This window comes from Tropicimonas sp. IMCC6043 (assembly GCF_004146235.1).
Classification (GTDB): domain Bacteria; phylum Pseudomonadota; class Alphaproteobacteria; order Rhodobacterales; family Rhodobacteraceae; genus Tropicimonas.
This window is the reverse complement of sequence record NZ_SELO01000020.1, coordinates 1-25,136: the sequence shown is the minus strand read 5'-3', so window position 1 is coordinate 25,136 and position 25,136 is coordinate 1. Positions and strand designations below refer to the sequence as shown.

Sequence of the window (25,136 nt, the reverse complement as noted above, 5' to 3'; positions counted from 1 at the left end):
CGGGAAATTACGTCGTCCTCAGTAACGCAGATATTTCGCGGGGAACAAATGACAAAAAGGGGATCGGGGAAAATGCGCAAGACACCCTCTGCCGAGAGCCTTGCCGCGGCCGCCACAAGGGCGTCGATATCCGGCGGTCTGCCGCCGGTTCACCTTTGGGATCCGCCCTTTTGCGGCGATATCGACATGGAAATCCGCCGCGACGGGACCTGGTTCTATCAGGGTACACCGATCGGGCGGGCGCCGCTGGTGCGGTTGTTTTCCTCGATCCTGCGTCGCGAGGGCGACGCGTATTTCCTGGTCACACCGGTCGAGAAGGTGGGGATTCGCGTTGAAGACGCACCTTTCGTCGCGGTCGACGCCAATGCCGCCGGCGCCGACACCGACCAGGTGATCGCCTTCACCACCAATGTCGGCGACCGTGTGACGGCCGGCCCAGAGCACCCGATCCGCGTCGAGCGCGACCCGGAAACGGGCGAGCCCGCGCCCTATCTCCTCGTCCGCGTCAACCTTGAGGCGCTGATCGACCGAAAAACATTCTACCGGCTGGTCGAGCTCGGCGCGGAGCATCCCCATGCCGGCGAAGACTGGTTCGGCCTCTGGTCCAGCGGATGCTTCTTTCCGATGATTCCGGCCAAGGACCTGCCCTGAGGCGGCACGCTTCAAGCCTGACCGCGGGTCGCGGCGCCGGATCCGTGACCGATCGCCGGCGCGTTGAAGCAGCAATCGCCCGCACTTTCCATTTCCAGGACGGTGTGGTGCAGGTCGAACCGGTCGACCAGCAACCTCTTGAGTGCGGCCTTGACCCGCGCGGCCGCATGGCCGTCCTCGTGCACGACATGCGCCTCCAGCGAAACCTCGTGCTCTCCCATCTGCCACAGGTGCAGGTGATGCACCTCGGCCACCCCCTCGACATCACCCATCGCTTCCAGTACCTCGCCCGCACGCGGCCGTTCCGGGCTTGCCAGCATCAGAATTCGGATAACGGGACCGATCTCGCGAAGCGTGTGCCACAGGATGTAGCCGGCGATCATCAGCGTCACGATCGGATCGACCAGCCGCCAGTCGTAGAGCAGGATCAGCGTGCCACCGACGATCACCGCCACCGAGCCAAGGGCGTCCATCACGTTGTGCAGAAAAGCCGCGCGCATGTTCACGCTCGACCGGGACAGGCCGAATATGAGCAGCGCCGTCGCCGCGTCGATCACCAGCGCCACTGTCGCGACGATTACGACGAGCCAGCCCTCGATCTCGGGCGGATCGAGAAGGCGGTTGACGCCCTCGGCGGCAAGATAGACGGCGATGACGATAAGTGTTGTGTAATTGATCAGCGCCGCCACGATTTCGGCGCGGCCGTAACCAAAGGTCATGTGCTCGTCTGCCGGCCGCCGTGCGATCCGCCGGGCGGCAAAGGCGATCACGAGCGACAGCGCATCCGAGAAATTGTGGATCGCATCTGCAATGAGCGCCAGCGAGCCCGAAATCACCCCGGCGGCGATCTGAACGACGGTCAGGGCGGCGTTGACTGCAACGGCCAGAAAAACCCGCCGGTCTCCGGAATCGAGATCGGCATGAGCGTGGTGATGATGATGGTCGTGTGGCATTGGAGCGGACCTCGTCCTGACGGGGCCTTTTGGAACAAATCCGCGGCGCAGTGGCAAGAGGACCCGCCGATGCGATCACCGATCACGGATCTGCGCCGCCTCCTGTTCTCGAAATTGGGGGCGCGTCCCGCGCTTCAGAGGGGACAGGGTCTCGACGCGCGAATCCCGAAACGGAATTGACGATCCTGGCGGCGCCGGTTTCAGTGCGCTTCGGCCCAGTTCGCCCCCTGCCCGGCGTCGACCACGAGCGGTACGTCGAGCTTCACCGCCGGCTCTGCAGCACCTTCCATCACTTCGCGGACACGGGCGATCGTCTCGTCCACCGCACCTTCCGCCACCTCGAAGATCAGCTCGTCGTGGACCTGCAACAGCATCGTCGCCGGCAGCCCCTCTATGGCCTCCTCCATCCGGATCATCGCCCGGCGGATGATGTCGGCCGCCGTTCCTTGAATCGGCGCATTGATTGCCGCGCGCCTTGCAAACCCCGCACCCGGCCCCTTGGCGTTGATCTCCGGCGTGTGGATCCGCCGGCCGAAGAGCGTCTCCACCCGCTCATGCGACTTGGCGAAGGCCACGGTGTCGTCCATGTAGTCCCGGATGCCAGGAAAGCGCTCGAAATACCGGTCGATGAACTCCTGCGCCTTCGTCCGCGGAATCCGCAGGTTGCGCGCCAGTCCGAAGCCAGAGATGCCATAGATCACGCCGAAATTGATTGCCTTGGCCTGCCGGCGGATCTCCGGCGTCATCTCGTCGAGGGGTACGTCGAACATTTCCGACGCGGTCATTGCGTGGATGTCCTGGCCCTCGCGGAAGGCCTGTTTCAGCGTGTCGATGCCGGCAACATGGGCGAGGATGCGAAGCTCGATTTGGGAATAGTCGAGGCTGACAAGGACCTTGCCGGTGTCGGCCACGAAGGCCTCGCGGATGCGCCGACCCTCCTCGGTGCGCACCGGGATGTTCTGCAGGTTGGGATCGGTCGAGGCAAGCCGGCCGGTATTGGCGCCGGACTGGATATAGGAAGTGTGGACGCGGTCGGTCTCGGGGTTGATGTGGTCCTGCAAGGCATCGGTATAGGTCGATTTCAGCTTCGACAGCTGCCGCCAGTCGAGCACCCGGGCGGGCAGGTCGTGTTCGGTCGCAAGGTCTTCCAGCACCTGTGCCGGGGTCGACCATGCGCCGGCCTTGCCCTTCTTGCCGCCCTCCAGTCCCATCTTGTCGAAAAGGATCTCGCCCAGCTGCTTGGGACTGCCAACATTGAAGCTTTCGCCGGCCAGCTCGTGGATCTCCGCCTCGAGTCCCGCCATCTTCTGCGCGAAAGCGTTCGACATGCGGCTGAGCGTGTCCCGATCGACCTTCACACCGGCCATCTCCATCCGGGCGAGCACCGGCGCGAGCGGCCGCTCGAGCGTTTCGTAAACAGTCGTGACCCGTGCCTTGTGCAGTTGCGGCTTGAACAGATCCCAGAGCCTCAGCGTCACGTCCGCATCTTCGGCGGCATATTTCGCCGCCTCGTCCAGCGCGACCTTGTCGAAGGTGATGGCGCTCTTCCCGCTCCCGATGAGATCCTTGATCGGAATCGGGACATGGCCGAGGTAACGCTCGCTGAGCGTGTCCATCCCGTGCCCGTGCAGGCCCGCATGAAGCGCATAGGAGAGCAGCATCGTGTCGTCATAAGGCGCGATCTCGATGCCGTAGCGCGACAATATCTTCGCGTCGTACTTCATGTTCTGGCCGATCTTGAGGATGCTCGGATCCTCCAGGACCGGCCTGAGCTTCTCCAGCGCCTCGTTCAGCGGCATTTGGCCCTCGGACAGCGTTTCATCGGCGAAGAGCCCGTCACCCGATCCCGCCTTGTGGCCCACGGGGATGTAGCAAGCCTGCCCGGCCTCGGTGGCAAGACAGATGCCGACGAGTTCGGCCGTCATCTCGTCGAGCCCAGTGGTCTCGGTATCGACCGCAACCCTGCCGCACGCCTCGATCCGCTGGAGCCAGAAATCGAGCTCTTCCGCTGTCCGCACAATGTCGTAGGCCGCGGCATCGAAAACCGGCGCCGCCTGTTCTTGCGCTGCCTGCTCCGCGGACGCTTCGGGAATGGCCGGCGGCTCGACTCCGAGCCTGTCGGCAACGCGCTTGGAGAGCGTTCGGAACTCCATCTCGGCCAGGAACCCCAGCAGCGCCTCCGGGTCCGGCTCTCGGACCTCGAGGTCATCCAGGGAAAAGTCGAGCGGCGTGGCGCAGTCGAGCGTCACCAGCTTCTTGGAGAGCTCGATCTGGTCACGCATCTCGAGCAGCACCTGGCGCCGCTTCGGCTGCTTGATCTCCTCGGCGCGGTCGAGCAGGGTTTCGAGATCGCCGTATTCCTGAATCAGTTGCGCGGCGGTCTTGATGCCGATTCCCGGCGCACCGGGAACGTTGTCGACCGAGTCGCCGGCAAGCGCCTGCACGTCCACCACCCTGTCCGGACGCACGCCGAACTTCTCTTCGACTTCCTCGATCCCGATCCGCTTGTTCTTCATCGCATCGAGCATCTCGACGCCGTCGCCGACGAGTTGCATCAGGTCCTTGTCAGAGGAAATGATGGTCACCCGCCCGCCGGCCGCCCGGGCCTGACAGGCGAGCGTGGCGATGATGTCGTCGGCCTCGAAACCGTCAATTTCCTCGCAGGAGATGTTGAAGGCCCGCGTGGCCTGCCGGGTGAGCGGGAATTGCGGCACGAGGTCCTCGGGCGCCGGCGGCCGGTTGGCCTTGTAGTCGGGGTAGATCTCGTTGCGAAAGGACTTGCCGGAATAGTCGAAGATGACCGCCGCGTGGGTCGGTGCGTCCGGCCCGGTATTCGCCTCCACATAGCGGTGCAGCATGTTGCAGAAGCCCGCCACCGCGCCGATGGGCAGGCCGTCGGACTTTCGCGTGAGTGGCGGCAGCGCGTGATAGGCGCGGAAGATGAAGGCCGACCCGTCGATCAGATGCAGGTGATGTCCCTTGCCGAATGCCATGCCGCGCTCCCCGAGATCCGTGCCGCACCTTGGTGCCACGTTCCGCTGCCGAGGGCCAGAGAGCGCGCGGGTTGGCGCCGCGAACACGGGATGGTGAAGCACGACATCGTGTGTTCGTGGCCTGCGACCGTACCTTCATCGTCAGGGGCATCCGGCGTCTCACGATCTGGCAACGCGCAAAGGACATGTCATGCGTTTCATCCCCGCTTTCGCCCTTGGCCTCGGCCTCGCTCTGCTCGGCGCCGCCGCGCTCGCCGGCGAGGAATACACCGCCGCGAACGGATATGCCGTCTCGGGCTACGATGTCGTCGCCTATTTCAACCTCGAACAGTCCGAGATCGGCACGCCCCAGCCGGCCGCGATTCCGGGTCGGTCGGACATCACCGCAGAGTTCGACGGCGCGACATTCGCCTTCTCCAGCGAGACGAACCGAGACCGCTTCCTAGCCGACCCCGACGCCTTCATGCCACAATATGACGGCCACTGCATGACGGCCACTGCGCCTATGGCGTGGCCAAGGGCGGCAAGGTGCCGGGCAATCCCAACCTCTGGCGGATCGTCGACGGCAAGCTCTATCTCAACATCACGCGAAACGTGGTGGGCTTCTGGGAGGCGGACATTCCCGGCAACCTGACCCTCTCTGAGGCGAACTGGACCGATCTCGAAGCCCGGCCCGCCTCCACCGACCCGATCCCGAACTTTTCCCCCGCGGCACCGGTGAAGTGAGGCCGGTGGCCGCACAATTCGGGAGCAAGGGGCGCGAACGAAGCAATTGCTATTGAAGCGCCGTCTCCAGCGCCATCTTCCGGTCTAGGACGCGGTCGCGGACTCGAGCCGGTCGAGTGCCGCTCGGTATTTCTCCTGGCGCGACTTGTCCCTCCCGTTCGGCGCCGCAATCCGCGTGATGTCGAGATTGTCCTTCAGGTCCGCGATCTTGACCACGCGTCCGACCGGATTGCACGCCGCGCGGTCGATGAATTCCTCGTAGCTCTCGTCGGCACGCCGGGTCACCGACTCCAGCGACGCCAAGATTTCATCGCTCGCGCCTTCGTCCCTGAGCGCCTCGAGCGTCCAGGTCGTATCCTCGACCACATCGTGCAGCACGCCGACGATCCGTGCACTGTCTCCCTCGCAGGCGAGCATCACCCGCAGCGGGTGCAGGATATATTGGGCGCCGGCCCTGTCGGTCTGACCGCGATGCGCCGCGGCGGCAATTTCGATGGCACGTTCCAGATCCAACATGGGGCTCCTCCGATTCTTCCCAAACTGCGTCTCGACCGACAGGATAGCAGGCCGCGACACCGGATACGGCCGCAGGACGCGACATTCTGCGTGGCAGGTCTTGTAACCCCCTGTGCGGCACCCGATCTCCTGCCAGCCAGATCCCGGTCCCGGCGGGCGGCACAATGTTCCGGGGCGGGGACATGCATGGATCTTCTCTTCATTGCCGCCGGCCTGGCCGGGCTGTTCTTCGGTGGCGACCGCCTCGTCGCCGGCGCGGTCGGACTCGCGCACAGGGCGGGCCTGCCGCCCCTCGTGATCGGCCTGACCATCGTCGGTTTCGGAACGTCAACGCCCGAGCTTCTTACCAGTCTCCGTGCTGCCTTCCTTGATTCGCCCGGAATCGCGATCGGCAATGTCGTCGGCAGCAATATCGCCAATATCCTGCTGATCCTCGGCCTTGCCGCGCTGGTCGCTCCGATGGCGGTCGAGCGCCGCGCTCTGCTGCGCGACGGTCCCGCCCTGGCGTTGGCCACGCTCGCCGGCGCCGCACTGATCTGGATCGACATGCTTGGCCGGACCGGCGGCCTGATCCTCCTAGGCGGCCTCGCGACCTATCTTGCGATCGCCCTGCGTGCGCCGGGGCCGGACGACTCAGCGCCGACCGAGGAAGCGGCCGCGCCGGCGCGCCTGTTCCCCGCGGTGGGTCAGTTCGCGTTAGGACTGGTGGCGACGCTGATCGGAGCGCATCTGCTGGTCACCGGCGGGATCTCGCTGGCGCGGTCCCTCGCCGTTCCCGAAACGATCATCGGCTTAACCATCGTCGCCGTCGGCACCTCGCTTCCCGAACTCGCCACGTCGCTGATCGCGGCGCGACGCGGACATGCCGAGGTCGCCATCGGCAACGTCATCGGCAGTAACATCTTCAACCTGCTCGGAATTCTCGGGGCAACAGCGGCGGTTTCGCCGATCTCTGCACCGCCGGGCACGATCGGCGCCGACCTCGCAGTCATGCTGGGCGCCACCGCCCTTCTGCTATGGGTCGCGGCGACGGACCGGCGGATCAGCCGCCGCGAAGGCGCGATCCTGCTCGGTCTTTACGTCGGTTACATCCTGTGGCTGGCGCTTCGCGCCGCCTGAGAGCATGGGCCGGTCAGTGGCCGGCCTTGCCTTCCAGCACGAACTTCTTGTCGCAATAGGGGCATTCGACCTCGCCATTCGCGCCAAGGCTCAGCCAGACACGCGGATGGCCGAGCGCCCCTTCGCCGCCGTCGCAGGCGACGCGGGTGGTTGTCACGACCTCAACTTCGGGCGGCTCGGGCATCTCGGACATTGCGGGCTCCTGGCGTTGCGGCCGGGTGCTTGTGGCAGCGCCCGACCCGACATAGGTTCGCGACATCATAGAAAACGCCCGCGCGCGGGCAAGAGCCGGAGCGCCGCATATGAGCCGTTTTGCCATCGAGATCGAGGGACTGGCCAAGACCTACGCCGCCCAGAAGGGCTCAGCCTCGAAGGAAGCGCTGAAAGGCGTCGACCTTCAGGTGCCACAGGGATCCATCTTCGGTCTGCTGGGGCCGAACGGGGCGGGAAAGTCGACGCTGATCAATATCCTTGCCGGGCTGGTGCGAAAGAGCGCGGGGAATGTCCGGATCTGGGGCTTCGATCAGGACGTGAACCCGCGTCAGAGCCGCGCCGCGATCGGGGTGATGCCGCAGGAGCTGAACCTCGACCCGTTCTTCACCGCGCGCGCCGCGCTCGACGTGCAGGCGGGCCTCTACGGCGTGCCGCGCGCCGAACGCCGCACCGACGAGATCCTCGAGATGATCGGGTTGACTGACAAGGCTGACGCTTATTCGCGCACCCTTTCGGGCGGCATGCGGCGGCGGCTCTTGCTCGGAAAGGCGCTCGTGCACCGGCCGCATGTGCTGGTGCTCGACGAACCCACGGCGGGCGTCGATATTGAGTTGCGGCAGATGCTCTGGACCAACGTTCGGAAGCTCAACGCGGAGGGCATGACGATCATCCTGACGACGCATTACCTCGAGGAGGCCGAGGCGATGTGCGACGAGATCGCCATCATCCACCAGGGTGACAAGATCGCCCATGACCGCACCGACCGGCTGATCGGCCGGCTCGATGCCAAGACCCTTGTGATCCAGCCGGCGGGCGACCCGCCGGCCGATCTCGTCCTGCCCGAGGCGGTCACCTGCGAGCGCCGCCCGGGCGGCGCTCTGGCACTCTCCTACCGGCGCTCGACCACCTCGGCCGAGGACGTGCTCGACGCCGTCCGCGCGGCCGGCATTCGCATCGCCGATGTTGCCTCCGAGGACCCGCGGCTGGAAGATATCTTCCTCGCGCTCACCACCGGCGCCCATCGGGCGGCCTGAATGGCACTCCGGCTCGCCCCGCCGGATTCGGCATTTCTTGCGCGCGCCACCCCCTTCGTGCGGCTCCTCCACGAAGCCGCGGACGCCCTCGGCGCACGGCTCGACATGGAGTGCGACTACGCCTTCATCGGCCGGCTCACCGCGCCGGACGGCCGGAGGATGCAGGTCTTCGGCAAGTCCATCGGGCTCAATACCGACGCCGCCGCGCATCTTGCCGCCGACAAGGACTACGCCGCGCGATGGCTCGCCGCCGAGGGCCTGCCCACGCCACCCGGCCAGCTCGACTTCAGCCCTGCCTGGCGCGCACGCATGGCGCTGAAGAACGCCACAACCGCCGAACGCCTGCCCGGCCCGGACGCGGCCGCCGAATTCGCCCGCCGACAAGGCTATCCGGTCATCGTCAAGCCGAACACTGGCTCCGAAGGGCGCGACATCCGCCTCTGCGAGGACCCAAAGGCCCTTTCGTACGCCATATCGGAAGGGTTCGGCACCGACGACGTGCTGCGTGTCGAACCGCGCCTGCCGGGCCGCGACTACCGCCTGCTCGTGCTCGACGGAACGGTCCGCCTTGCCTATGAGCGCAATCCCTTCTCCGTCACCGGCGACGGCGAGTCGTCCATCGCCACGCTCATTGCCGATGCGTTGACCCGGTTTCGCAGCCAGCACCGGGGAGCGAAGGTTTCTGCTGACGATCCGCGCCTCCTGCGCCGCCTCGCGGCAGACGGCCTCTCGCCCGCAACGATCCTGCCCGCCGGCCGGCGGCAACCGCTGCTCGACAACGCGAACCTGTCCACCGGCGGTGAACTTGTTGACCTGACCGGGCACCTGCCGCCCGCGGCCGAAAGCCTCGCCACCCGCGCCGCCACCAGCCTCGGGCTCGCCCTCGCGGGCATCGACATCCTTGCGCCGGACCTCGCAGCGGGACCGGAGGGCGCGACCATCCTCGAGGTGAACTCGGCCCCCGGCCTCGACTATTTCGCAACCTCCAGCCCGGAGGCCTGGCTCCGCGCCCGCAGCCTCGTCACCGAGATGCTACGCCTTCGCCTCGGAATCGCGCTCGCCTGAATCCGCGTCGGCCAGCGCGCATTCCGGCGACCGCTTCCGCCTCACTCGGCAGGGGGCAACATCCGGCCCAGAATCCGCCCGCCGAGGACATGCACGTGCAGATGCGGCACTTCCTGAACGCCGTGCGCGCCAGCATTGGCGATCAGCCGGCACCCGTCGCCCGCTGCGTCGGCCTGCACACCAAGCATCTTGCAGACCTGACCGACCGCGCGGGTGAAATCGAGGATCTCGGCATCCGAGGCTTCGAGCGCGAAATGGTCGTAACAGACATAGGACCCCTTCGGCAGCACCAGCACATGCACCGGCGCCTGCGGATTGATGTCATGGAAGGCCAGCGAATGCTCCGTCTCCAGCACCGTCCGGTTCGGGATCTCGCCCCGCAGGATCTTCGCGAAGATGTTCTGATCGTCATAGATGTAGGCCATCGGCCGTCCCTTCCCTGTTCAGTCGCCAAACAATCGCATCGCGGCAATCTCCCGCGCTGTCTTCAGAGGTATAGACAGGAAGGCGGCAAGCGCCATGGCATTCTCGTCGGGATCTGCCGCCTGCCGGTCCACGTCGAGATGAACGAAACCGGCGTCCCCGACTCGGTCCGAGTCCTCCACGAAGTCCCGCCGGAGCGTGCGCAGGAATGCCTCCATCACCGCGCCGCTCATTCCCTTCCCGGCAAGACCTACGCGGCGAGAGTGTTCGGCCAGATCCGCGCCGCTGAAGTCAGACTGGATCTCGAGGATCAAGAGCGTTGCCCGGTCTGCGGCCAATTCCTTCATTATGTCGAACATCGCCGGGTCGAGGCAAAGCATAAGGCAAGAACGCAGCGGCGGCGCATGCGCTTGACGAGCCGGCCGATCACCGAGGCCAATGTGACGGCACATTGTTCTTGGACCACCAGACATGCGGGCAGGTACAGGCTTCCGCGCGGCTCGCGGGTGGGGTGGGCGGAGCACCTCGTTCTCACGGAATGGCACTCTTTCCTGGCGCCAGTTGTGGCCGGGCTAACGAGCGCCGGTCAGCGGAGCCACCGTTCGATGTTGTCCTTCACGAACTGGTCGTCGGTGAGCTCCGGATGCTGCGACAGCAGCCGACCGAGGCGCGCTTCCTGTCCCGGCCCCATGGTTTCCTCCGGGTTCAGGCACCAGGTTCCTTCCAGAAGTCCCTGGCGGCGCAGCACTTCGTGAAGCGCGGCGATGCAGCCTGCGAAATTGTTGTCGACATCGAAGAGCACCGAGTTGGCGTAGGTGGTCAGGGCATCCATCGCCAGCCAGTCGGTGAGGCTCCGGCTATCGGGTCGGTCGCGAATTTCCTCCATGAGTTCGACAGCCCGGCGCGTCCAGACCGCCCAATGGCCGAGCAGACCGCCGCGGAACCGAACCGACACGATCTCCCCGTCGCGCGCGACTCGGAACTCGGTCAGCAGATCGGCGACGATGTGGTCGTCGTTTCCGGTATAGAGCGAGATGCGGTCCTCTGCCCGGGCCGCCACGACAGCGTGCACGACGTCGAGCGTGAAATAGCGGTTGAACGGGGCCGCCTTGATCGCAACCACGTTCTCGATGCCAGCGAAGCGCTCCCAGAAGGCACGAGACAGGTGCCGGCCACCGACCGCCGGTTGCAGGTAGAAGCCGAAGACGGGCATGATCTCCGCGACCGCCGCGCAATGGGCCACGAGAGCATCCTCGTCGAGGCCGTCGAGTCCCGCAAGACTCAGGAGCACGGCATGGTAGCCGAGCGCCCTTGCCACTTTGGCCTCGGACGTCGCCTGTGCCGTGGCACCGGCAACCCCGCCAACGAGGAAGGGTTGCGAGCCATGCGCCTCGGCCTCCTCGGCCGCAAGTTCCAGCACGCGGTCGTAGAGGCCTGCTTCTCGGATCTCGAACTGTGTCGTGTGGACGCCGACGGCGAGACCGATGGACCCGGCGTCCAGATAGTAGCGGGACAGGACACGCTGACGATGCTCGTCGAGCTTTCTGTCCGGTGTCAGCGCCAGCGGATGGGCAGGAATGGCTCCGCCGCGCCGCAGTCGGGCAAGTGTGTCCTGTGGGATGTCGGAGATCAGCACGTCAGGTCCTCGTTCAGGGTCTCAGGTATCCGAAGATCACCTCGGTCGCCTGCCGCCGCCGCTCGTTCAGCATCTCGCCACCCAGCGGCAGGTCGAAGATCGCCGAGAGCGTGCAGCGGTTGGAGACCGGGAAGTAACAGATTGAAGCTATGGTAATATACAGGTGTTGCGGGTCGACATCCTTGCGGAACAGACCCGACTCGACGCCGCGAGCCAGCACGTCGGACAGTGCGGCAACGACTGGACTGTTCAGTTGCCGCGCAAGGTCCGGGTTGAGGTGCCGGCCTCCATGCAGGTTTTCCTCGTTTAGGAGCTTTATGAATTCCGGGTTCGCCGCGACATAGTCGAAGGAGAATTCCACGAAAGTCCCAACCGCCTCGGCCGGTTCCAGCCGTGCAAGCTCCAGCTTCGCCTCGGCAGCCCGGATCAGCGCATAGTTCTGCTGAAGAACCTCCGCGAACAGGGCGTCCTTGGATCCGAAGTAGTGGTAGATCATGGCCTTGTTTATTCCCGCGCGGTCGGCGATGGCGTCGATGCGCCCGCCACCCAGGCCGTTCTCGGCGAACTCGGCACGCGCCGCGTCGAGAATGGCCGCCCGCGTGGCTTCGGCGTCGCGCGTGCCCGGGCGTCGCTTGATCCTCTCAATACGCACCGTCGCGCACCTCGAAATGCGTCGGCTTGCCGAGCGACCCGCGCCCCGCCGCAACCCATTCGGCGGTCCAGTCGATCACCGTTGCGAGGGGGACGTCCGGATAGCCGAAATGACGTTGCTGCAGCGTGGTGTCCACGAGCCAGGCGCGGTCCTGCTCGGTTCCGGTGAAGACCGGTTCCTTGCCGAAGATCTCCCCGAAGCGCTCGGCGATGCGGCGGATCGAGGCGGTTTCGGGACCCGACAGGTTCAGAAGTGTCGGCGGGTTGTCCGCCAGCGCCAGCGACCGCAGCGCCACGTCATTTGCATCCCCCTGCCAGATGACGTTGCAATGCCCCATGTCGAGCGGAACGGGCCTGCCGGCAAGGACGGCCTGAGCGACGTCGTGCAGCACGCCATAGCGCATGTCGAGCGCGTAGGAGAGGCGCAGGATCACCGACTTTGTGCCATGGATCTGAGCGAAATGTTCGAAGGCCCGTTCCCGGCCGATGCAGGAGTTCGCGTATTCGCCGGGCGGATCCACCCGGAGGCTCTCGGGAGCGCCGCCCGACGTCACGTCCACGAACGGATAGACACAGGCCGTCGAATAAACGGCAAGGCGAGAGCCGGCAAAAGCCTCGGCAACAATGGCGGGACAAATCACGTTCATCGCCCAGGTCAGCGCCATGTTGCTTTCGCTTCCGAACTTGCGCCCGGCGAGAAAAATGGCGTTCTCCGTTTTCTCCAGGCCGAAGACCGCATCGCGGTCAAGCAGGTCGCAGGCCACGGTCTCTATGCCCCAGCCATCAAGCTTCTCGCGCAGTCCGGCCTCCGAAAACCGGGCCACACCGATGATCCGCTTATCCGGCGCAGCGCGCTTGGCCATCCTCGCGAGTGTTGGCCCGATCTTACCGCCGACGCCGAGCAGCGTGATATCGCCGGGCAGGGTCGGCAGATACTCGCACAGTTCGGGCGAAGGGCGGGAGAGAGCCTCTTCCAGTGCGTCCAGATCGGAGAAACCTTTTTCGGGGCGTGTGGACATCGACAGCTCCTTTTATTCTTGGGGATTGCGGGCCAGCCGATCGAACGACCAGTCGGAAGGCCGGATGCGCGCTTCCATATCCGGAGGCGGGAATCCCATCCCGGGACGTTGCAGGCTGGCGACCGACAGCGTTCCGTTGTTGATGGTGAGACGACCGCCAACGCGGTCGTCGGGGTGATAAAGTTCAGGATGATCCGCAAGCCCCGCGACGACATCGGCAGGGGGCAAGTGGGCCATTCCGTTGAAGAAGTGATGAGCGTTTCGCTCGACATGGCCGATGCCGAGCGCTGCAACCACCGCAAGGTCGGAATTGAGACCGGCGACCGGAAGACAGCTCAGATCCTCGGCGGATTGGAAGAGAGCCACATTCCCCTTGTCCGCATGATGCCGAGCAAGCAATCCGTTCATGACGGACCGCAGCACCCCCTTGCAGTTCTTGTGGCTCACACCGCGATAGCCAAGGTCGATGGCGCGGCGGAACGCATCGGGCGCATCGTCGCTCTCGTCGATGAGAAGCGGCAGGCCGATGGCCTCGAGCGCACGTGGATCGAGCGGACCCGACAGCGCGGTCTTGCGTTCGATGGGTTGCTCGGCGAACAGGATGGAGCGCCGCAGCCCGTCGAGACGGGGTTCGGACCGGACCGTCTCCATGAAAGCCGCGAACGCATCGACGGTGGCAAACTGTTCATTACCGTCAAGCGTCAGCCGGACCTCGCCAACAGTCCGGCCGAGCAGTCCGGCTATGCGCAGGAGACGCTCGAGATCGGCGTCTGTGTTGCCCGCGATCTTGACCTTCAGATAGCGGATTCCGCCGTCCAGATACTCGGCGAGCGTCTCGGGAAGCCCGTCGTTCAGCCGTCGATCCGGCGCGAGATCGGCATCGTCGATCGGATCTAGCATCCCCACCGTGTGCCGGACCGCAACACGGTCGAGAGGTGTGGGCGGGAGCGCCGCACAAAGGTCCGTCCCGGCAAGTTCGGGAAAGATTTCTCCGGGTCTCAGGCCCAGCGTTCCCCGGCTCAGCATCTCCCGGAAGGAGAGGCCAAGCGCCCGCCCTGCCCCGTCTATCATGGCGCGTTCGACCATGGACGTGCCGTAGCCGGCCATCAGGGCGTTGTGGCCCTGTCCCGCCGCCGCTGCCCGCATGTCGGTATCGAGGCGCCGCCAGAGCGTGAAGATGTCGTCATCGGCATAGGCCTCGGCGCGTGCCACGGCATCCTGGAGGATTGAGAGGAGATCGGCCACGTTTTCCTCGGCCGACTTTTCAGGTCGCTTGTCGAACCATTTGTAGGCGAGGATCTCGGAAGCGTAGCCAGTCACGGCCCGTCCGTCGACGTGAAGCTCGAGCGCGAGCGTCGCGGCCACGGCTGCCTCGATGGTCACGGCCCCGAAACGGAACGGCATCCGCGCAAAGACTTCGTCGAGGCCGATCCGTGCGGGCCCAATGCGGATCCGTGCGGCCGTCATGACGGCTCTCCCACCGACTCACGAAGTGCCCGGAGATAGCCGGCGGCCACGGAGGCGCAGGCGAGACCCGACGGTTCGTAGACGAAGGGCTCCGCGCTGACATAGCCGGCGAAGCCTGCCCGCGTCAGGACATCGAAGACCGGGCCAAAGCGCATCTCGCCCTGCCCCGGCGCCCTTCTGTTGGGGTCATTGACATGGACATGGCCGATCCGTCCCGTCGGCAACCATTTCTCAAGCACCTCGTGGGCTGGCCGGTCCTCACTGTCTGCCGCCGCACAGGTATCCAGCATGGTCAGAAGGCCAGGCGCGCCGATCTCGTCGATGAACTCCACGCAATCGGCGACCGAGTTCAGAAACGGCGTCAGGCTGGGAGAGAGCGGTTCAAGACAATACCGAACGCCTGCCGCTTCGGCGGCGCGACCTGCCCGCGCGAAGCAGTCCGCGGCGGCGGCCCGGGCCGCGGCCGCGTCGGGCGCGTCTGCCGGGTTGCGGGCGTCGGGCGAGCCGTGGACCATCATCTCGCCGCCCAGATCGGCGCAGAGTTCGACCATGGCTTCCATATGTGCCCCCGCCTCGCCGGCGCGCAGCGGATCGGTAATCGACAGTCCTTCGGGAAAATTCATCAGCCAGTGAAGGCCGGCGATCTCGAGCCCGGCATCGCCGGCGATCTCCCGTATTTCGCGCCGTTTCGCCGCCGTCAAAGCGGCAGGGTCTTCCGAAAGCGTGAAGGGCGCGATCTCGACCGCGTCGAAGCCGAGATCGGCAATGATACTGCATTGCTCGGCAAAGCTGATTTCCCTGAGCACCTCGTTGCAGAGAGCGAGCCGTATCATCCGGGCAACCTCACGAGGAATATCTCCTTAAAAACAATATGAATTCCGGCCGCCGCCACCAGGGCGAGAAGGGCAGCGCCGACGATGAGCACAGGCAGTGACAGCTTGCGGTCGGGGTTCACAAGCTCAAGGGCAACGACGAACACGAAGACGAAGCCGGCCGTGACGGGTATGAAGGGAAACGATCCAAACAGGAGCATTCCGTAGGTCAGTGCCAGCGCGATGGTCAGAACTGTCCGCAAGATCGAGGCCCTGTTCCAGCGGTGGATCGTGACTCCCAATCCCCCCTTGGCGCCGCGGATCGCACGCAGTGTGAGCAACAGCCCGAAAACCAGAAGCGCCGCGGAAATCAACCCCGGCGTGACGCCCGGAACCGTGTTCGGGTCGACTCCACGTTCCGCGAAGCGCGGCATGCGGAGCGATTCCACCAATCCGGCCGTGCCGAGAAGCACCGTAAAAAGCCCGGACAGAAGATCGACGCGGATCGCCGAATTGCGTTCGCTCATCGCGCCGCCTCCATTTCAGCTTCAATGGCCACGTAGGAACGCGGACCACGTCCAAGTGCGGCCCCGATCGCCTCGCTCACCTGCGCAAGCTCGATCGCGCCCTCTTCGAGACCGCAGCACGGCGGCGCGCCCTGATCGATGGTTTCTAGAAAACCCGCAAAGGCGCTCTTCAACAGGTCGACCGTGGTCGCGCCATCGATATCCTCGGTTACACATTCGCCGGGATCGGGATGCCATCCGCCCGGGCTCGCCGTGTATCGGACGCGCGCCCTCGTCAACCGGCTCGCATTGAAGTCAAGATGCAGGACTCCCTTGTCGCCGCACAGCATAAGATCCTTTCGCGTTCGCGCGCCCGGAACGACGCTGTCGGCAACCGTTCCGCCCCGGAGGAGACCGAGCCGAAGTTCGCCGGCAACTCCGTTCTCGTGCAGCATATCGATGCGGATGTCGTCGACCACGTCGCCACCGAGCCGGGTATTGGCGACAGCGTCGACCGCGACGATCCGGGCCTTCGCGAGATGCCGCATGAGGTCGAGGAAATGAACGCCATCATTCTCGATCAGCGAGCTGTCCTCCCGCATCCGTTTCCACCCCGAGAAATCTCCGTTCATCGAGACGAGCCGTCCGATAGCGCCCTGATCGATGAGCACGCGCGCGCGGTCCGTCAGGGGATGGGAACGCAGGATCATTCCGACCTGAACCGGAACGCCGCGTGCGAGAGCCGCCAGCCGCCGTGCCTCTTCCAGCGTCCGGGTGGCCGGCTTTTCGATCAGGACCGGCAGCCCGCGCGACAGCGCCATCTCGGCGACCATTGCATGGGCGTCGGGCGGCGCGACGATGTCCACGACATCCGCATCTCTCATCGCCAGTTCGAGATCGCCGAACACGTCGTCCTGGGACAGGCCATCGCCGACCGCACGTTCGCGCGCAGCGGCATCCTCTTCTGCGACGCGAAGTGCGATACCGGGCAGCCTTGACCACGCCCGGGCATGAAGCACCCCAAAGGCTCCGTAGCCGACGATGAGGACCCGGCGCGTCACGTTAGCGCTCCCATTCGATTCCTGACCCAGTTGAAGATCCGTCGGGTCGGCAGAAGGCCAGCGAGCAGGATCACGATTACCAGGAAGGCCAGCAATGCCGAGATCGGTCGCGTGAAGAACGGCGACAGGTCGCCCTGCGTGAGCGCGAGACTGCGGCGCAGGTTGGCGTCGAGGATGGGGCCCAGGACGACACCGAGGACCATCGGCGCCACCGGAAAGCCGGTTTCGCGCATCAGAAAGCCGATCAGTCCGAAAACGATCATCAGATGCACCTCGAACATCCGGTTCGAGATGGCGAAGGCACCGACGACACAGAGCGTGAAGATCACGCCGAGCAGCCACTCGCGGCGAACCTTCAGGATGAGGAGAAGGGGGCGCGTCAACAGGAGGCCGAGGACGAGGATGCCGACGCTGGCCCAGAACACCATCGCCACGATGGAATAGAAAAAGTCAGGCTGCTGATACATAATCAGCGGGCCGGGCCGGATGCCGTGGATGATCATGGCCGCAAGCAGAACCGCAGCAGGCGCGGAGCCCGGAATCGCAAGCGTCAGGACCGGGATCAGCGCGCCGGGAACGGCGGCGGAGTTCCCGGTTTCGGCGGCCAGAAGCCCCTCGACCGAACCCTTGCCGTACTCCTCGGGCTTCCGGGTGAGGCGCCGTGCAGCGGCGTAGGAAACCCACGCCCCCATATCTTCTCCCACGCCGGGCACAACGCCCATGAACGTGCCGATCAATCCAGAACGCAACCACGTCGCGCTGTGCCGGAAGGCCTGCAGGCTCGAGGACAGCACGCCTCGCGCATTGTTGGTGACACGCTGCCCAGCCTCGCCGCGCATCACCGAAAAGACTTCGGCACAGCCGAATGCTCCGACCAGAATCGGGAGTAGCCCCAATCCGCCGGCGAGATTGGGATTGCCATAGGCGAACCGGGAATAGCCATGGATGCTTTCCTGCCCCACCATCGCGACGAGCAGTCCAATGAAGCCAGAGATCCATCCTTTCAGCCCGTCTTCCATCGCAGTGAGCTGCCCGCAGAGCACGATGCCGAAGACCGCCAGCCAGAAGAACTCGAAGGAACCGAAGTCGAGAGCGAATTCCGCGAGCCAAGGGGCGAGAACGGCAAGCGCCAGCATTCCCACCGTCGTGCCCAGAAAGGAGCCCGTCGTCGCGATGGCCATCGCGCGACCGGCATGCCCGCTTCGGGCGAGCGGGAAGCCCTCGAGGGACGTGGCCGCGTTTGCCGGCGTTCCGGGGATGTTAAGAAGGATCGCCGATCGGCTGCCGCCATAGATGGCGCCGACATACATGCAGATCAGGATCAGGATAGCCTGATCGGGCTTCATCGATAGTGTCAGCGTCGTCATCAGCGCGACGCCCAGCGTAGCGGTCAGGCCGGGGATCATCCCGATCACAATGCCCAGAAGGCAGGCCCAGAAGACCGTGAAGAGCTGAGGCGATGCGCCGATGTCGGCGACCGCGGCGAGCATGTGCGTGAGGTTATCCATGTGCCCAGGCGGAAATGCGGGTCAGTAAGCTCACACGCGCCGTACCGACGGAAACGGGGCGCATGCCGACGCAGGAGCCGGCCCGGATCACCGATCCGGGCCGGTTGTGGCGATCAGTTCGCGCGGGGGATGCCGAAATCTGCCGGATCGTTCGGTCCGGCACCGCTGTCGAACTGCTGATACGCATTGATCTGGAGGAACGGCATCGCTGCTGCCTGGGCGTCCTTACCATAGGACGGCTTGAACAGCGCAGCGCGCTCCGAGGCATAGCTCCGCATCCGATCACTGTTCGGAATGACGGTCTCCCAGATGTCGTTCATCGTGGCGATCACCTCCTCAGGTGCATCAGCCGGAAGGAACAGGCCGAAATAGTTTGGCGCCACTGCGACATCGGGCAACCAGTCCGTGATCGGCGGCACGCTGCCAAAATCCTGGAGTTCAAGCGCGGTGTCCGCCACGACGGCGAGCGGGCGCAGCCGGCCTGCCCGGATCATGTCCACCTGCTCCACCGCCGTTTGCGCAGTCATCTGCGTCTCACCCGCCACTGTCGATGTCACCGCGGGCGCGCCGCCTTCATAGGTGATCTGCTGGTAGTTGATTCCGCCGGCTGCCTTGTCGATGGCATCGAGGCTGATGGCGCCCGCCGAGGTCAAACCAGCGGAGGAGGCTGTGATCGGATCGCCTGCGGCCTTCAGAGCTTCGAGAAGCTCGCCGAAGTCTTGATATTGAGAATCGGCGGGAACCGAGACCAGCGAAGGGTTGGCGACGTGGAGGTAAAGTTGCCAATCGGCCAGCGGGACATCGAGCATGTCCATGACCGGGTAGGCCCCAAGGTCCGCCGCCGCTCCGGCCGCGAACATCATGCCGTCATGCGGCGCTTCCCACACGGACCGCGTTCCGACGGACCCGGACGCGCCGGGCTGGTTCACCACGACGAAAGTCTGGCCGATCGCTTCGCTGAGAACCTCGGCGACGACACGCGTCACGCTGTCAGTTGACCCGCCGGCCGACCATGGAACCACAATCGTGACGGGCTCGGACGGCTGCCAGTCCTGTGCCATCGCCGCGCCGGAAAGACTTCCGGCCAGGACCGCTCCGATCGCAAGTGCCCTATGCATTTCATTTCCTCCTCTGTTGTAACTAACCTTTCAGTTAATTATTGATTGCCTGCCTCTCCGCCTGTCAAGAGCACACTGGACCGCACGCCCGTCGGCGGGGCAGACAACCAGGTAGGCGCCTAAAAACTAAGCGATTCACGGGGTGATCCAACGGACGCCGAATTGGTCGGCATGGAACTGGCAGCTTGAACACATGAACGAGATTCAAGCACAAAGGCGACTATGACGTCCTCTGAAGGCGCATCGTGGCCGACCAGTTGCCGCCATCAGGAACGCCATCCGAGCATCCTGAGCCGCTTCTGTGCCAATAGCTGGCGTGGTCGCCTCGCCTCTGCCGGAGTTTCCGCCAAAACAGAGTTGGCCGTTGCGTAAGGAATGGACCGCCAAAAACCCCTTGTTTCTCGTTATCTGCGTCTGTAGACGGGTCGGCGGAGACGTGGCCGAGTGGTCGAAGGCGCTCCCCTGCTAAGGGAGTAGGCCCGGAAGGGTCTCGTGGGTTCGAATCCCATCGTCTCCGCCACTTGCCCCTGAGAACTGTTTCTCTCGTTCGCGATGCAGCCAGATTTTGCCGTTGTTTTTTAGGGTTGTACGGGACGAGCTATTCACCGACCTCGGCGCCAGGAGGCCCGAAAGCATTCTCTCGGGCCGATATTCTCCGGACCTGTTGACTGCGCCGATTTGGTGAATTTTCTTCAAACATATGGTATCGCGTGGTTTTTCGTGAGCCGAAACTGAACACTTCGACGCCAGTGGCGCCCGGAGAAACGGAACAGAAATCGAACGTTCGCCATTGCTCATGCCGCAACTTGAGCCTGGTTCGCCATCTCGATTGCTGCCGTTCGCCGTGGTCCTCCCGAGCGACCGGGGCGCGAACCTTCCAGACCTTCAACCGGTCGGTCCAAACAAACGCGACCGGCCCGTTGCTGCCTTTCGCTATCGACTTTCCAGGCGTCCGCTTTGGTGATCCTGCAAATGACAGCAAAGCCGATAGGATAGACAACCCCGGTTGCTCGCTCTGTCCACGGACCAGTTCATTGGGCCAATTTCAGCGAAAGTTTCGCTTGGGTTTCAATGCACAGTTGGCAGAGAGCCTTGCATCACCAACGCCTTCCCGGCCGGCAAATGGCCAGCGTTGGAGCTGGCAGCTTCAGACTTCTTGTGGCGCCGGAACGCCGCGAAGCGCCCGCTTTTCTCCAAGCATCAGCATCGCCGGCGTCACGATCAGGGTCAGAACGGTGGCGACAAGGAGGCCGCCAGCGATGGCCGCGGACAGTTCTGTCCACCACTGGGTCGATGGGGCGCCATAGATGACCTCGCGAGTATAGAAGTTCAGGTTGACCCCGATCACCATTGGCATGAGACCGAGGGACGTCGTCAGCGACGTCAGGACCACCGGACGCAACCTTTGGGCGCCAGTTCGAAGTGCAGCCTCCAGCGGGCTCTGTCCACCGCGTTTGAGGTCGTTGAAGGTATCGATCAGGACGATGTTGTTGTTCACCACGATCCCGGCAAGCGCGATCACTCCGATGCCTCCCATGACCACGCCAAACGGTCGCCCGGTCACCAAGAGCCCCAACAGCACTCCGGCAATTGAAAAGACGATCGCGCTCATCACCACAAACGCCTGATAGAAGCTGTTGAATTGCAGCATGAGTATGCCGAACATCAGGAATATCGCAGCTATGAACGCCCCGATGAGGAATTTCATGCTTTCTTCCTGATCTTCGGCCTCGCCGCCGAAGCCGTAACTGACGTCATCCGGCAGGTCGGTCGCCTCAAGAGTGGCGCGGAGTGCGTTGACCTGGTCATTGACCAGAAGGCCGGGGAGTACGTTGGCCTCGACGGTCGTTACGCGCTTCTGGTCCAATCGTCTGATGATACCGGTGCGCGGGGTTGGTACAAACTTTACGAAGTTCGAGATTGGAACCAGCCCGGCGGAGGTCGGCACACGTAGATTTCCCAGTTCGGCAAGCGTGCGTTCCTGCCGTGGAAATCGGACCCGGATGTCAAGCGCATCGTCGGTGTCATCGGGTCTATAATCGGCGACGGTAATACCTTGGGTCAGCAACTGCACCGCCTGGCCCAGCAGGCTGACATCGGCGCCGAAGCGTGCAGCCTCCGCGCGGTTGACCAGGATGGAGACCTCGACACCGGGCAAAGGGCGGGTGTCCGTGATGTCGGTGAAGGTTCCCATCTGGCCCATGATCTGTCGGATGATTTCAACCGCGTAAAACTGATCCTGCGGCGAACGGGATGTGACCTTCAGGTTGATTGGCTTGCCCGAGTTTGGACCGCCGCTGTCTGTCTGGACCTGCACATCGATGCCGGCAATGTCCGCCACCTTCGTGCGGATGTCGGCACCGATTTCCTCCGCGGTCCGGCGCTTGCTCCAGTCAATCAGTTCAAGCTGGAGCGTGCCGATGGTTTCCTCGTCTCCTTGACCGGCACTCATCGTTGAGCGTGCATAGATGCTGGCAACTTCGTCGAAGCCAAGCAGACGGTCTTCCACCGCCCGCACCAAGGCATCGCGTTCGAAGATTGAGGAGTTGTCTCGCGCACGGACCTGCACCTGCATGAACTCCGGCTCGACCGAGGGAAAGAACGTCAAGCCCTTGCCGAACTCTCCATAGAGGCCGAAGCTACCCAAAAGCAGCGCAATCGCCAGCACTACCGTCGTTCCGGGGCGCAGGATTGCCCATTCGAGGAGCCTGACATAAGCGCCGGTGGCCCCTTGCATCCGACGCGGATCGCCGAACTCGGCCTCATGCAGTGCCAGTTTTTCGCGGGCGGTCTGGGGTTGGCGCTTACCAATGACCCCACCCAACACTGGAATGAAAACCAACGCCATGAACATCGATGCGAAAAGGGTCAGGATCACGGTGATCGGCAGGAACTTCATGAACTCACCGATTATGCCGGACCAGAACAGAAGCGGGAAAAAGACGCTGAGAGTTGTCGCCGTCGAAGCAATGATCGGCCACGCCATTCGTTTTGCAGCACGGGCGTACGCTTCTCGCGGCGTTGCACCTTCCTGAAGGCGCCTGTCAGCGAATTCCGTGGTCACGATTGCGCCGTCAACGAGCATGCCAACCACTAGAATCAACGAGAACAGGACCACTATGTTCATCGTGTACCCCATCGCCCAGAGCGCGATAACGCCAGCCAGAAAGGCTCCTGGTATGGCGATTCCCACGAGGATCGCAGAGCGCAACCCGAGCGCGAACACGATGACGATCATAACCAGCATCACGGCGGCGATGACGTTGGCCTCGAGGTCGCTTAAGAGGTCTTCCACTGTTTCGCTCTGATCCTGCAGGTAAGTTATTTTCACGGTTTCCGGCCAGTCGGCGCGAATCTCGGCGACCAGTGCTCGAACGGCTGACACTGTCTCGATGATGTTGGCACCTGCGCGTTTCTTCACTTCGAGTGCCAGAGCCGGTTGTCCATTGATGCGGGCAAATGAGCTGGGATCTTCGAATGCCCTACGGACCATCGCAACGTCGCCGAAGGTGACTACGGCATTCCCCCTCACTTTGATCGGCATGGACATGATGTCGTCCAAGTCCTCGATCAGTCCGGGCACTTTGAGGATGATGCGGCCGACACCAGTCTCGATAGCGCCGGCTGCAATCAGGCGGTTGTTGCGCTGGATCTGTCCGATCAGTTCGTCGAAACTGAGGTTGTAAGTCTGAAAAACGGTGGGGTCGACGAGCACTTCGAGGAATTCGGAACGCTTGCCGCCGATATCGACTTCCAGAACGCCTTCGAGCGCTTCGATCTCGTCCTGCATATCCTCGGCCAGTCGGTTGAGCGTGCGCTCGGGCACCGGGCCGGACAGGATGGCCGTGATGACTGGGAAAAGGGCCGTGTTGATTTCGGTGATGGTAATGTCATAGGCGTCATCGGGAAGTTCGCTTTCGGCGCGGTCAGCCGCGACGCGAACATTGTCGAGGGCTTCGGCGTTGTCTGCTCCGGCGCTGAATTCCAGAAGGACAGTAGCGGACCCCTCGGAGGCGTAGGATTCCAGACTGTCCAGATCACTGATTGAGGCCAGTTCCTTTTCCAGCGGTTCGAGCAGAAGGCGTTCGGCGTCGCCGGGACTGATGCCGTCGAGACCTGTCGAAACGTAGAAGAAGGGAAGAGGCACCTCGGGATCAGCCTCTTTCGGGATCGAGACATAGGCATAGGCCCCAACAATCAGCACCAAGACCAACGACATGATGACCGCGCGTGTCCGAGCGAAGGCAGCGGAGATGATCGCGTTCATTGTCCAGGCTCCTCGGCGCTTGGACGAACGGTTTCCCCGTCGCGCACGAAACCCTGGCCAACCGTGATGATATCGGCCGTATCCGGCAGCCCGGTCACCCAGATACCATCAAGTTGGGAACGAGCGAGGGCGATATGGTGAAACCGAACGACATTGTCGGCGCCGACAGTCTTGACGCCCAGTTCTCCGTCCGCGTTGAGCGATATGATCGAGGGCGAGAGGAAGTGGGCGACCGTCTCACCGGACGGAATCTCCACTTCGGCCGATATCCCGGCAGGGATCGCGCCGTCCAGATTCTGAACGCGCACCTCGGCCAGGAAAGTTCGCGTTTCAGCCGAGGCAGCCGTCCCGACGAAAATCACCTTGCCTTCGCGGACCTCGCCGGTGATGAAGCGCACGGTTGCCGTTTGCCCCTCGTGAAGGCGGGTCAGCGATTGCTGAGGGACCTGGATGGTCACAGTCAAGGGGCTGTTGTCGACGATCCGCCCGACCTCGGTCCCGGCAGAAACAAACTCGCCCGGATCAAGATCGAGCGCTTCAATCCGCCCCGTGAACGGCGCCTTGATCCCAGCATCGACGACTGCCTCTCGGGCGTTGGTCAGCCGCGATTCCGCCGCAGCGAGTGCGACCCGGGCGAGCACCAGGCGATCCGTTGTTGCGACGCCACGTTCGAACAGCGTCTGAGCATTTTCGAGCTCACGCCGTGCCTGCACCAAATCCTCACGGGCTCGCGTCAGGGCCGCATTGGATTCAGTTCGATCAAACCTGGCCACGACGGCCCCTTGTTCGACCATCTGACCCTTTACCACATAGACCTCGTCGATTGTCCCCGATGTCTCGGCGCGAAGTGCTGAATCCCGGTCTGGCAGGGCCTGTCCTTCGGCCTGAAAAAGCTCCGTGACCGTCTCGGCGGTAGATCGGCGTACAGCAACTGATACCGGTTGCGGTTCACCCCGGCGTGCCACCGGTTCAGTCGTGTCTGATGGAAAAACCAGACCGCTTCCCATCCAGGCAACGATGACCACCACGAGCGCACCAGCAATCCAGATAGATCGTGAAGCGCCGAGATCAGTCTCAAAGCTGAGAGTTTCCCGTTGGGTCGTTTTGTCTACGCCACAAGCCTTCATCGCGATCTCCTTTGGGGGTCCGCCGGGTGCGTTGGGTAAAAGCTGTTAGTAGACTTATCGGCGGTTCCGGCTTCGAAATCTATCTTTGAAACCGAGAAGGCGGCGTCGACTCGGTCGTTAGGTCTAGCCTGTCTAATGGCGCCTTAGGTGTTTGATCCCACGGTTTGATGGTGCGATCCATTCGCTGGAATGGAAGGAAGCCCTATGGGACAGGTACGTCACGGCAGCGCCACGACCACGCACGCCATCCGAGCAGCAATACAGCGATCGC

The 25,136-nt window shown here is 63.8% G+C and carries 21 protein-coding genes, 1 tRNA gene and 1 pseudogene; 6 read left to right on the top strand and 17 right to left on the bottom strand.

The features are described from left to right. Window positions 1-72 precede the first annotated feature (72 nt). Window positions 73-651, top strand: coding sequence for a DUF1285 domain-containing protein (locus tag EU800_RS16810; protein ID WP_242500611.1), 579 nt, complete (start codon window positions 73-75; stop codon window positions 649-651). Window positions 652-662: 11 nt separating this feature from the next. On the opposite strand, the gene EU800_RS16805 is transcribed toward EU800_RS16810, so the two are convergent. Beyond that, window positions 663-1,604: a cation diffusion facilitator family transporter gene (locus tag EU800_RS16805; protein WP_129634184.1), complete on the bottom strand. Its 942-nt coding sequence runs from the start codon at window positions 1,602-1,604 to the stop codon at window positions 663-665. 200 nt (window positions 1,605-1,804) lie between these two features. Continuing rightward, the gene (gene polA / locus EU800_RS16800) at window positions 1,805-4,597 is read right to left on the bottom strand and encodes a DNA polymerase I (RefSeq protein WP_129634183.1); all 2,793 of its coding nucleotides are present in this window, start codon (window positions 4,595-4,597) and stop codon (window positions 1,805-1,807) included. Between the two features lie 190 nt (window positions 4,598-4,787). Between polA and EU800_RS16795 the strand changes: the two are divergent. Further along, window positions 4,788-5,323, top strand: a pseudogene (locus tag EU800_RS16795) (YHS domain-containing (seleno)protein). Window positions 5,324-5,407: 84 nt separating this feature from the next. Here EU800_RS16795 and EU800_RS16790 read toward each other — a convergent pair. Beyond that, complete coding sequence (locus EU800_RS16790; RefSeq protein ID WP_129634182.1) at window positions 5,408-5,839, bottom strand: GTP pyrophosphokinase; 432 nt, start codon at window positions 5,837-5,839, stop codon at window positions 5,408-5,410. Window positions 5,840-6,025: 186 nt separating this feature from the next. Here EU800_RS16790 and EU800_RS16785 point away from each other — a divergent pair, with 186 nt between their 5' ends. After that, window positions 6,026-6,958 (top strand): calcium/sodium antiporter, encoded by a 933-nt coding sequence (locus tag EU800_RS16785; protein WP_129634181.1) that lies wholly within the window; start codon window positions 6,026-6,028, stop codon window positions 6,956-6,958. Between the two features lie 13 nt (window positions 6,959-6,971). On the opposite strand, the gene EU800_RS16780 is transcribed toward EU800_RS16785, so the two are convergent. Then, window positions 6,972-7,142: a zinc-finger domain-containing protein gene (locus tag EU800_RS16780; protein ID WP_129634233.1), complete on the bottom strand. Its 171-nt coding sequence runs from the start codon at window positions 7,140-7,142 to the stop codon at window positions 6,972-6,974. A 118-nt stretch (window positions 7,143-7,260) separates the two neighbouring features. Here EU800_RS16780 and EU800_RS16775 point away from each other — a divergent pair, with 118 nt between their 5' ends. Next, the gene (locus EU800_RS16775; protein WP_129634180.1) at window positions 7,261-8,205 is read left to right on the top strand and encodes an ABC transporter ATP-binding protein; all 945 of its coding nucleotides are present in this window, start codon (window positions 7,261-7,263) and stop codon (window positions 8,203-8,205) included. Beyond that, window positions 8,206-9,270, top strand: a complete 1,065-nt coding sequence (locus EU800_RS16770) for an ATP-dependent carboxylate-amine ligase (protein ID WP_129634179.1) — start codon at window positions 8,206-8,208, stop codon at window positions 9,268-9,270. A 41-nt stretch (window positions 9,271-9,311) separates the two neighbouring features. Here the strand turns inward: EU800_RS16770 and EU800_RS16765 are convergent, their stop codons facing one another. The 11 genes from EU800_RS16765 to EU800_RS16715 form a co-directional block, all read right to left on the bottom strand. Then, window positions 9,312-9,695: an HIT domain-containing protein gene (locus tag EU800_RS16765; protein WP_129634178.1), complete on the bottom strand. Its 384-nt coding sequence runs from the start codon at window positions 9,693-9,695 to the stop codon at window positions 9,312-9,314. 18 nt (window positions 9,696-9,713) lie between these two features. Next, entirely contained in the window at window positions 9,714-10,073 is a 360-nt protein-coding gene (locus EU800_RS16760) for a DUF5928 domain-containing protein (RefSeq protein ID WP_256369777.1), read from the bottom strand. A 206-nt stretch (window positions 10,074-10,279) separates the two neighbouring features. Then, complete coding sequence (locus tag EU800_RS16755) at window positions 10,280-11,329, bottom strand: dihydrodipicolinate synthase family protein (protein WP_129634176.1); 1,050 nt, start codon at window positions 11,327-11,329, stop codon at window positions 10,280-10,282. Between the two features lie 13 nt (window positions 11,330-11,342). Further along, complete coding sequence (locus EU800_RS16750; protein ID WP_129634175.1) at window positions 11,343-11,981, bottom strand: TetR family transcriptional regulator; 639 nt, start codon at window positions 11,979-11,981, stop codon at window positions 11,343-11,345. After that, complete coding sequence (locus EU800_RS16745; protein WP_129634174.1) at window positions 11,971-12,999, bottom strand: NAD(P)-dependent oxidoreductase; 1,029 nt, start codon at window positions 12,997-12,999, stop codon at window positions 11,971-11,973. The genes EU800_RS16750 and EU800_RS16745 overlap by 11 nt, the downstream gene beginning before the upstream one ends. 12 nt (window positions 13,000-13,011) lie before the next feature. Beyond that, window positions 13,012-14,466, bottom strand: a complete 1,455-nt coding sequence (locus tag EU800_RS16740; RefSeq protein ID WP_129634173.1) for a mandelate racemase — start codon at window positions 14,464-14,466, stop codon at window positions 13,012-13,014. Further along, window positions 14,463-15,299, bottom strand: a complete 837-nt coding sequence (locus EU800_RS16735) for a sugar phosphate isomerase/epimerase (protein WP_207209929.1) — start codon at window positions 15,297-15,299, stop codon at window positions 14,463-14,465. Before EU800_RS16735 ends, EU800_RS16740 begins: the two co-directional genes overlap by 4 nt. Further along, entirely contained in the window at window positions 15,296-15,805 is a 510-nt protein-coding gene (locus EU800_RS16730; protein ID WP_129634172.1) for a tripartite tricarboxylate transporter TctB family protein, read from the bottom strand. The genes EU800_RS16735 and EU800_RS16730 overlap by 4 nt, the downstream gene beginning before the upstream one ends. After that, the gene (locus tag EU800_RS16725) at window positions 15,802-16,845 is read right to left on the bottom strand and encodes a Gfo/Idh/MocA family protein (protein ID WP_165354709.1); all 1,044 of its coding nucleotides are present in this window, start codon (window positions 16,843-16,845) and stop codon (window positions 15,802-15,804) included. The genes EU800_RS16730 and EU800_RS16725 overlap by 4 nt, the downstream gene beginning before the upstream one ends. After that, entirely contained in the window at window positions 16,842-18,353 is a 1,512-nt protein-coding gene (locus EU800_RS16720; RefSeq protein WP_129634170.1) for a tripartite tricarboxylate transporter permease, read from the bottom strand. The genes EU800_RS16725 and EU800_RS16720 overlap by 4 nt, the downstream gene beginning before the upstream one ends. Window positions 18,354-18,466: 113 nt before the next feature. Beyond that, window positions 18,467-19,471: a tripartite tricarboxylate transporter substrate binding protein gene (locus EU800_RS16715; protein WP_129634169.1), complete on the bottom strand. Its 1,005-nt coding sequence runs from the start codon at window positions 19,469-19,471 to the stop codon at window positions 18,467-18,469. A 430-nt stretch (window positions 19,472-19,901) separates the two neighbouring features. On the opposite strand from EU800_RS16715, the gene EU800_RS16710 reads away from it, so the two are divergent. Next, window positions 19,902-19,991: transfer RNA gene (locus EU800_RS16710), tRNA-Ser, on the top strand. Window positions 19,992-20,618: 627 nt separating this feature from the next. Here the strand turns inward: EU800_RS16710 and EU800_RS16705 are convergent. Continuing rightward, window positions 20,619-23,738, bottom strand: coding sequence for an efflux RND transporter permease subunit (locus tag EU800_RS16705; protein ID WP_129634168.1), 3,120 nt, complete (start codon window positions 23,736-23,738; stop codon window positions 20,619-20,621). Continuing rightward, a complete protein-coding gene (locus EU800_RS16700) occupies window positions 23,735-24,865 on the bottom strand; it encodes an efflux RND transporter periplasmic adaptor subunit (RefSeq protein WP_129634167.1) in 1,131 nt (376 codons plus the stop codon). Before EU800_RS16700 ends, EU800_RS16705 begins: the two co-directional genes overlap by 4 nt. Between the last annotated feature and the right edge of the window lie 271 nt (window positions 24,866-25,136).

Bases quoted from the DNA above. Each gene is read 5' to 3' on its own strand.
- EU800_RS16810 (WP_242500611.1), top strand. From the start codon at position 73: ATGCGCAAGACACCCTCTGCCGAGAGCCTTGCCGCGGCCGCCACAAGG.
- EU800_RS16805 (WP_129634184.1), bottom strand. From the start codon at position 1,604: ATGCCACACGACCATCATCATCACCACGCTCATGCCGATCTCGATTCC.
- polA (WP_129634183.1), bottom strand. From the start codon at position 4,597: ATGGCATTCGGCAAGGGACATCACCTGCATCTGATCGACGGGTCGGCC.
- EU800_RS16790 (WP_129634182.1), bottom strand. From the start codon at position 5,839: ATGTTGGATCTGGAACGTGCCATCGAAATTGCCGCCGCGGCGCATCGC.
- EU800_RS16785 (WP_129634181.1), top strand. From the start codon at position 6,026: ATGGATCTTCTCTTCATTGCCGCCGGCCTGGCCGGGCTGTTCTTCGGT.
- EU800_RS16780 (WP_129634233.1), bottom strand. From the start codon at position 7,142: ATGCCCGAGCCGCCCGAAGTTGAGGTCGTGACAACCACCCGCGTCGCC.
- EU800_RS16775 (WP_129634180.1), top strand. From the start codon at position 7,261: ATGAGCCGTTTTGCCATCGAGATCGAGGGACTGGCCAAGACCTACGCC.
- EU800_RS16770 (WP_129634179.1), top strand. From the start codon at position 8,206: ATGGCACTCCGGCTCGCCCCGCCGGATTCGGCATTTCTTGCGCGCGCC.
- EU800_RS16765 (WP_129634178.1), bottom strand. From the start codon at position 9,695: ATGGCCTACATCTATGACGATCAGAACATCTTCGCGAAGATCCTGCGG.
- EU800_RS16760 (WP_256369777.1), bottom strand. From the start codon at position 10,073: ATGCTTTGCCTCGACCCGGCGATGTTCGACATAATGAAGGAATTGGCC.
- EU800_RS16745 (WP_129634174.1), bottom strand. From the start codon at position 12,999: ATGTCCACACGCCCCGAAAAAGGTTTCTCCGATCTGGACGCACTGGAA.
- EU800_RS16740 (WP_129634173.1), bottom strand. From the start codon at position 14,466: ATGACGGCCGCACGGATCCGCATTGGGCCCGCACGGATCGGCCTCGAC.
- EU800_RS16735 (WP_207209929.1), bottom strand. From the start codon at position 15,299: ATGATACGGCTCGCTCTCTGCAACGAGGTGCTCAGGGAAATCAGCTTT.
- EU800_RS16730 (WP_129634172.1), bottom strand. From the start codon at position 15,805: ATGAGCGAACGCAATTCGGCGATCCGCGTCGATCTTCTGTCCGGGCTT.
- EU800_RS16720 (WP_129634170.1), bottom strand. From the start codon at position 18,353: ATGGATAACCTCACGCACATGCTCGCCGCGGTCGCCGACATCGGCGCA.
- EU800_RS16715 (WP_129634169.1), bottom strand. From the start codon at position 19,471: ATGCATAGGGCACTTGCGATCGGAGCGGTCCTGGCCGGAAGTCTTTCC.
- EU800_RS16705 (WP_129634168.1), bottom strand. From the start codon at position 23,738: ATGAACGCGATCATCTCCGCTGCCTTCGCTCGGACACGCGCGGTCATC.
- EU800_RS16700 (WP_129634167.1), bottom strand. From the start codon at position 24,865: ATGAAGGCTTGTGGCGTAGACAAAACGACCCAACGGGAAACTCTCAGC.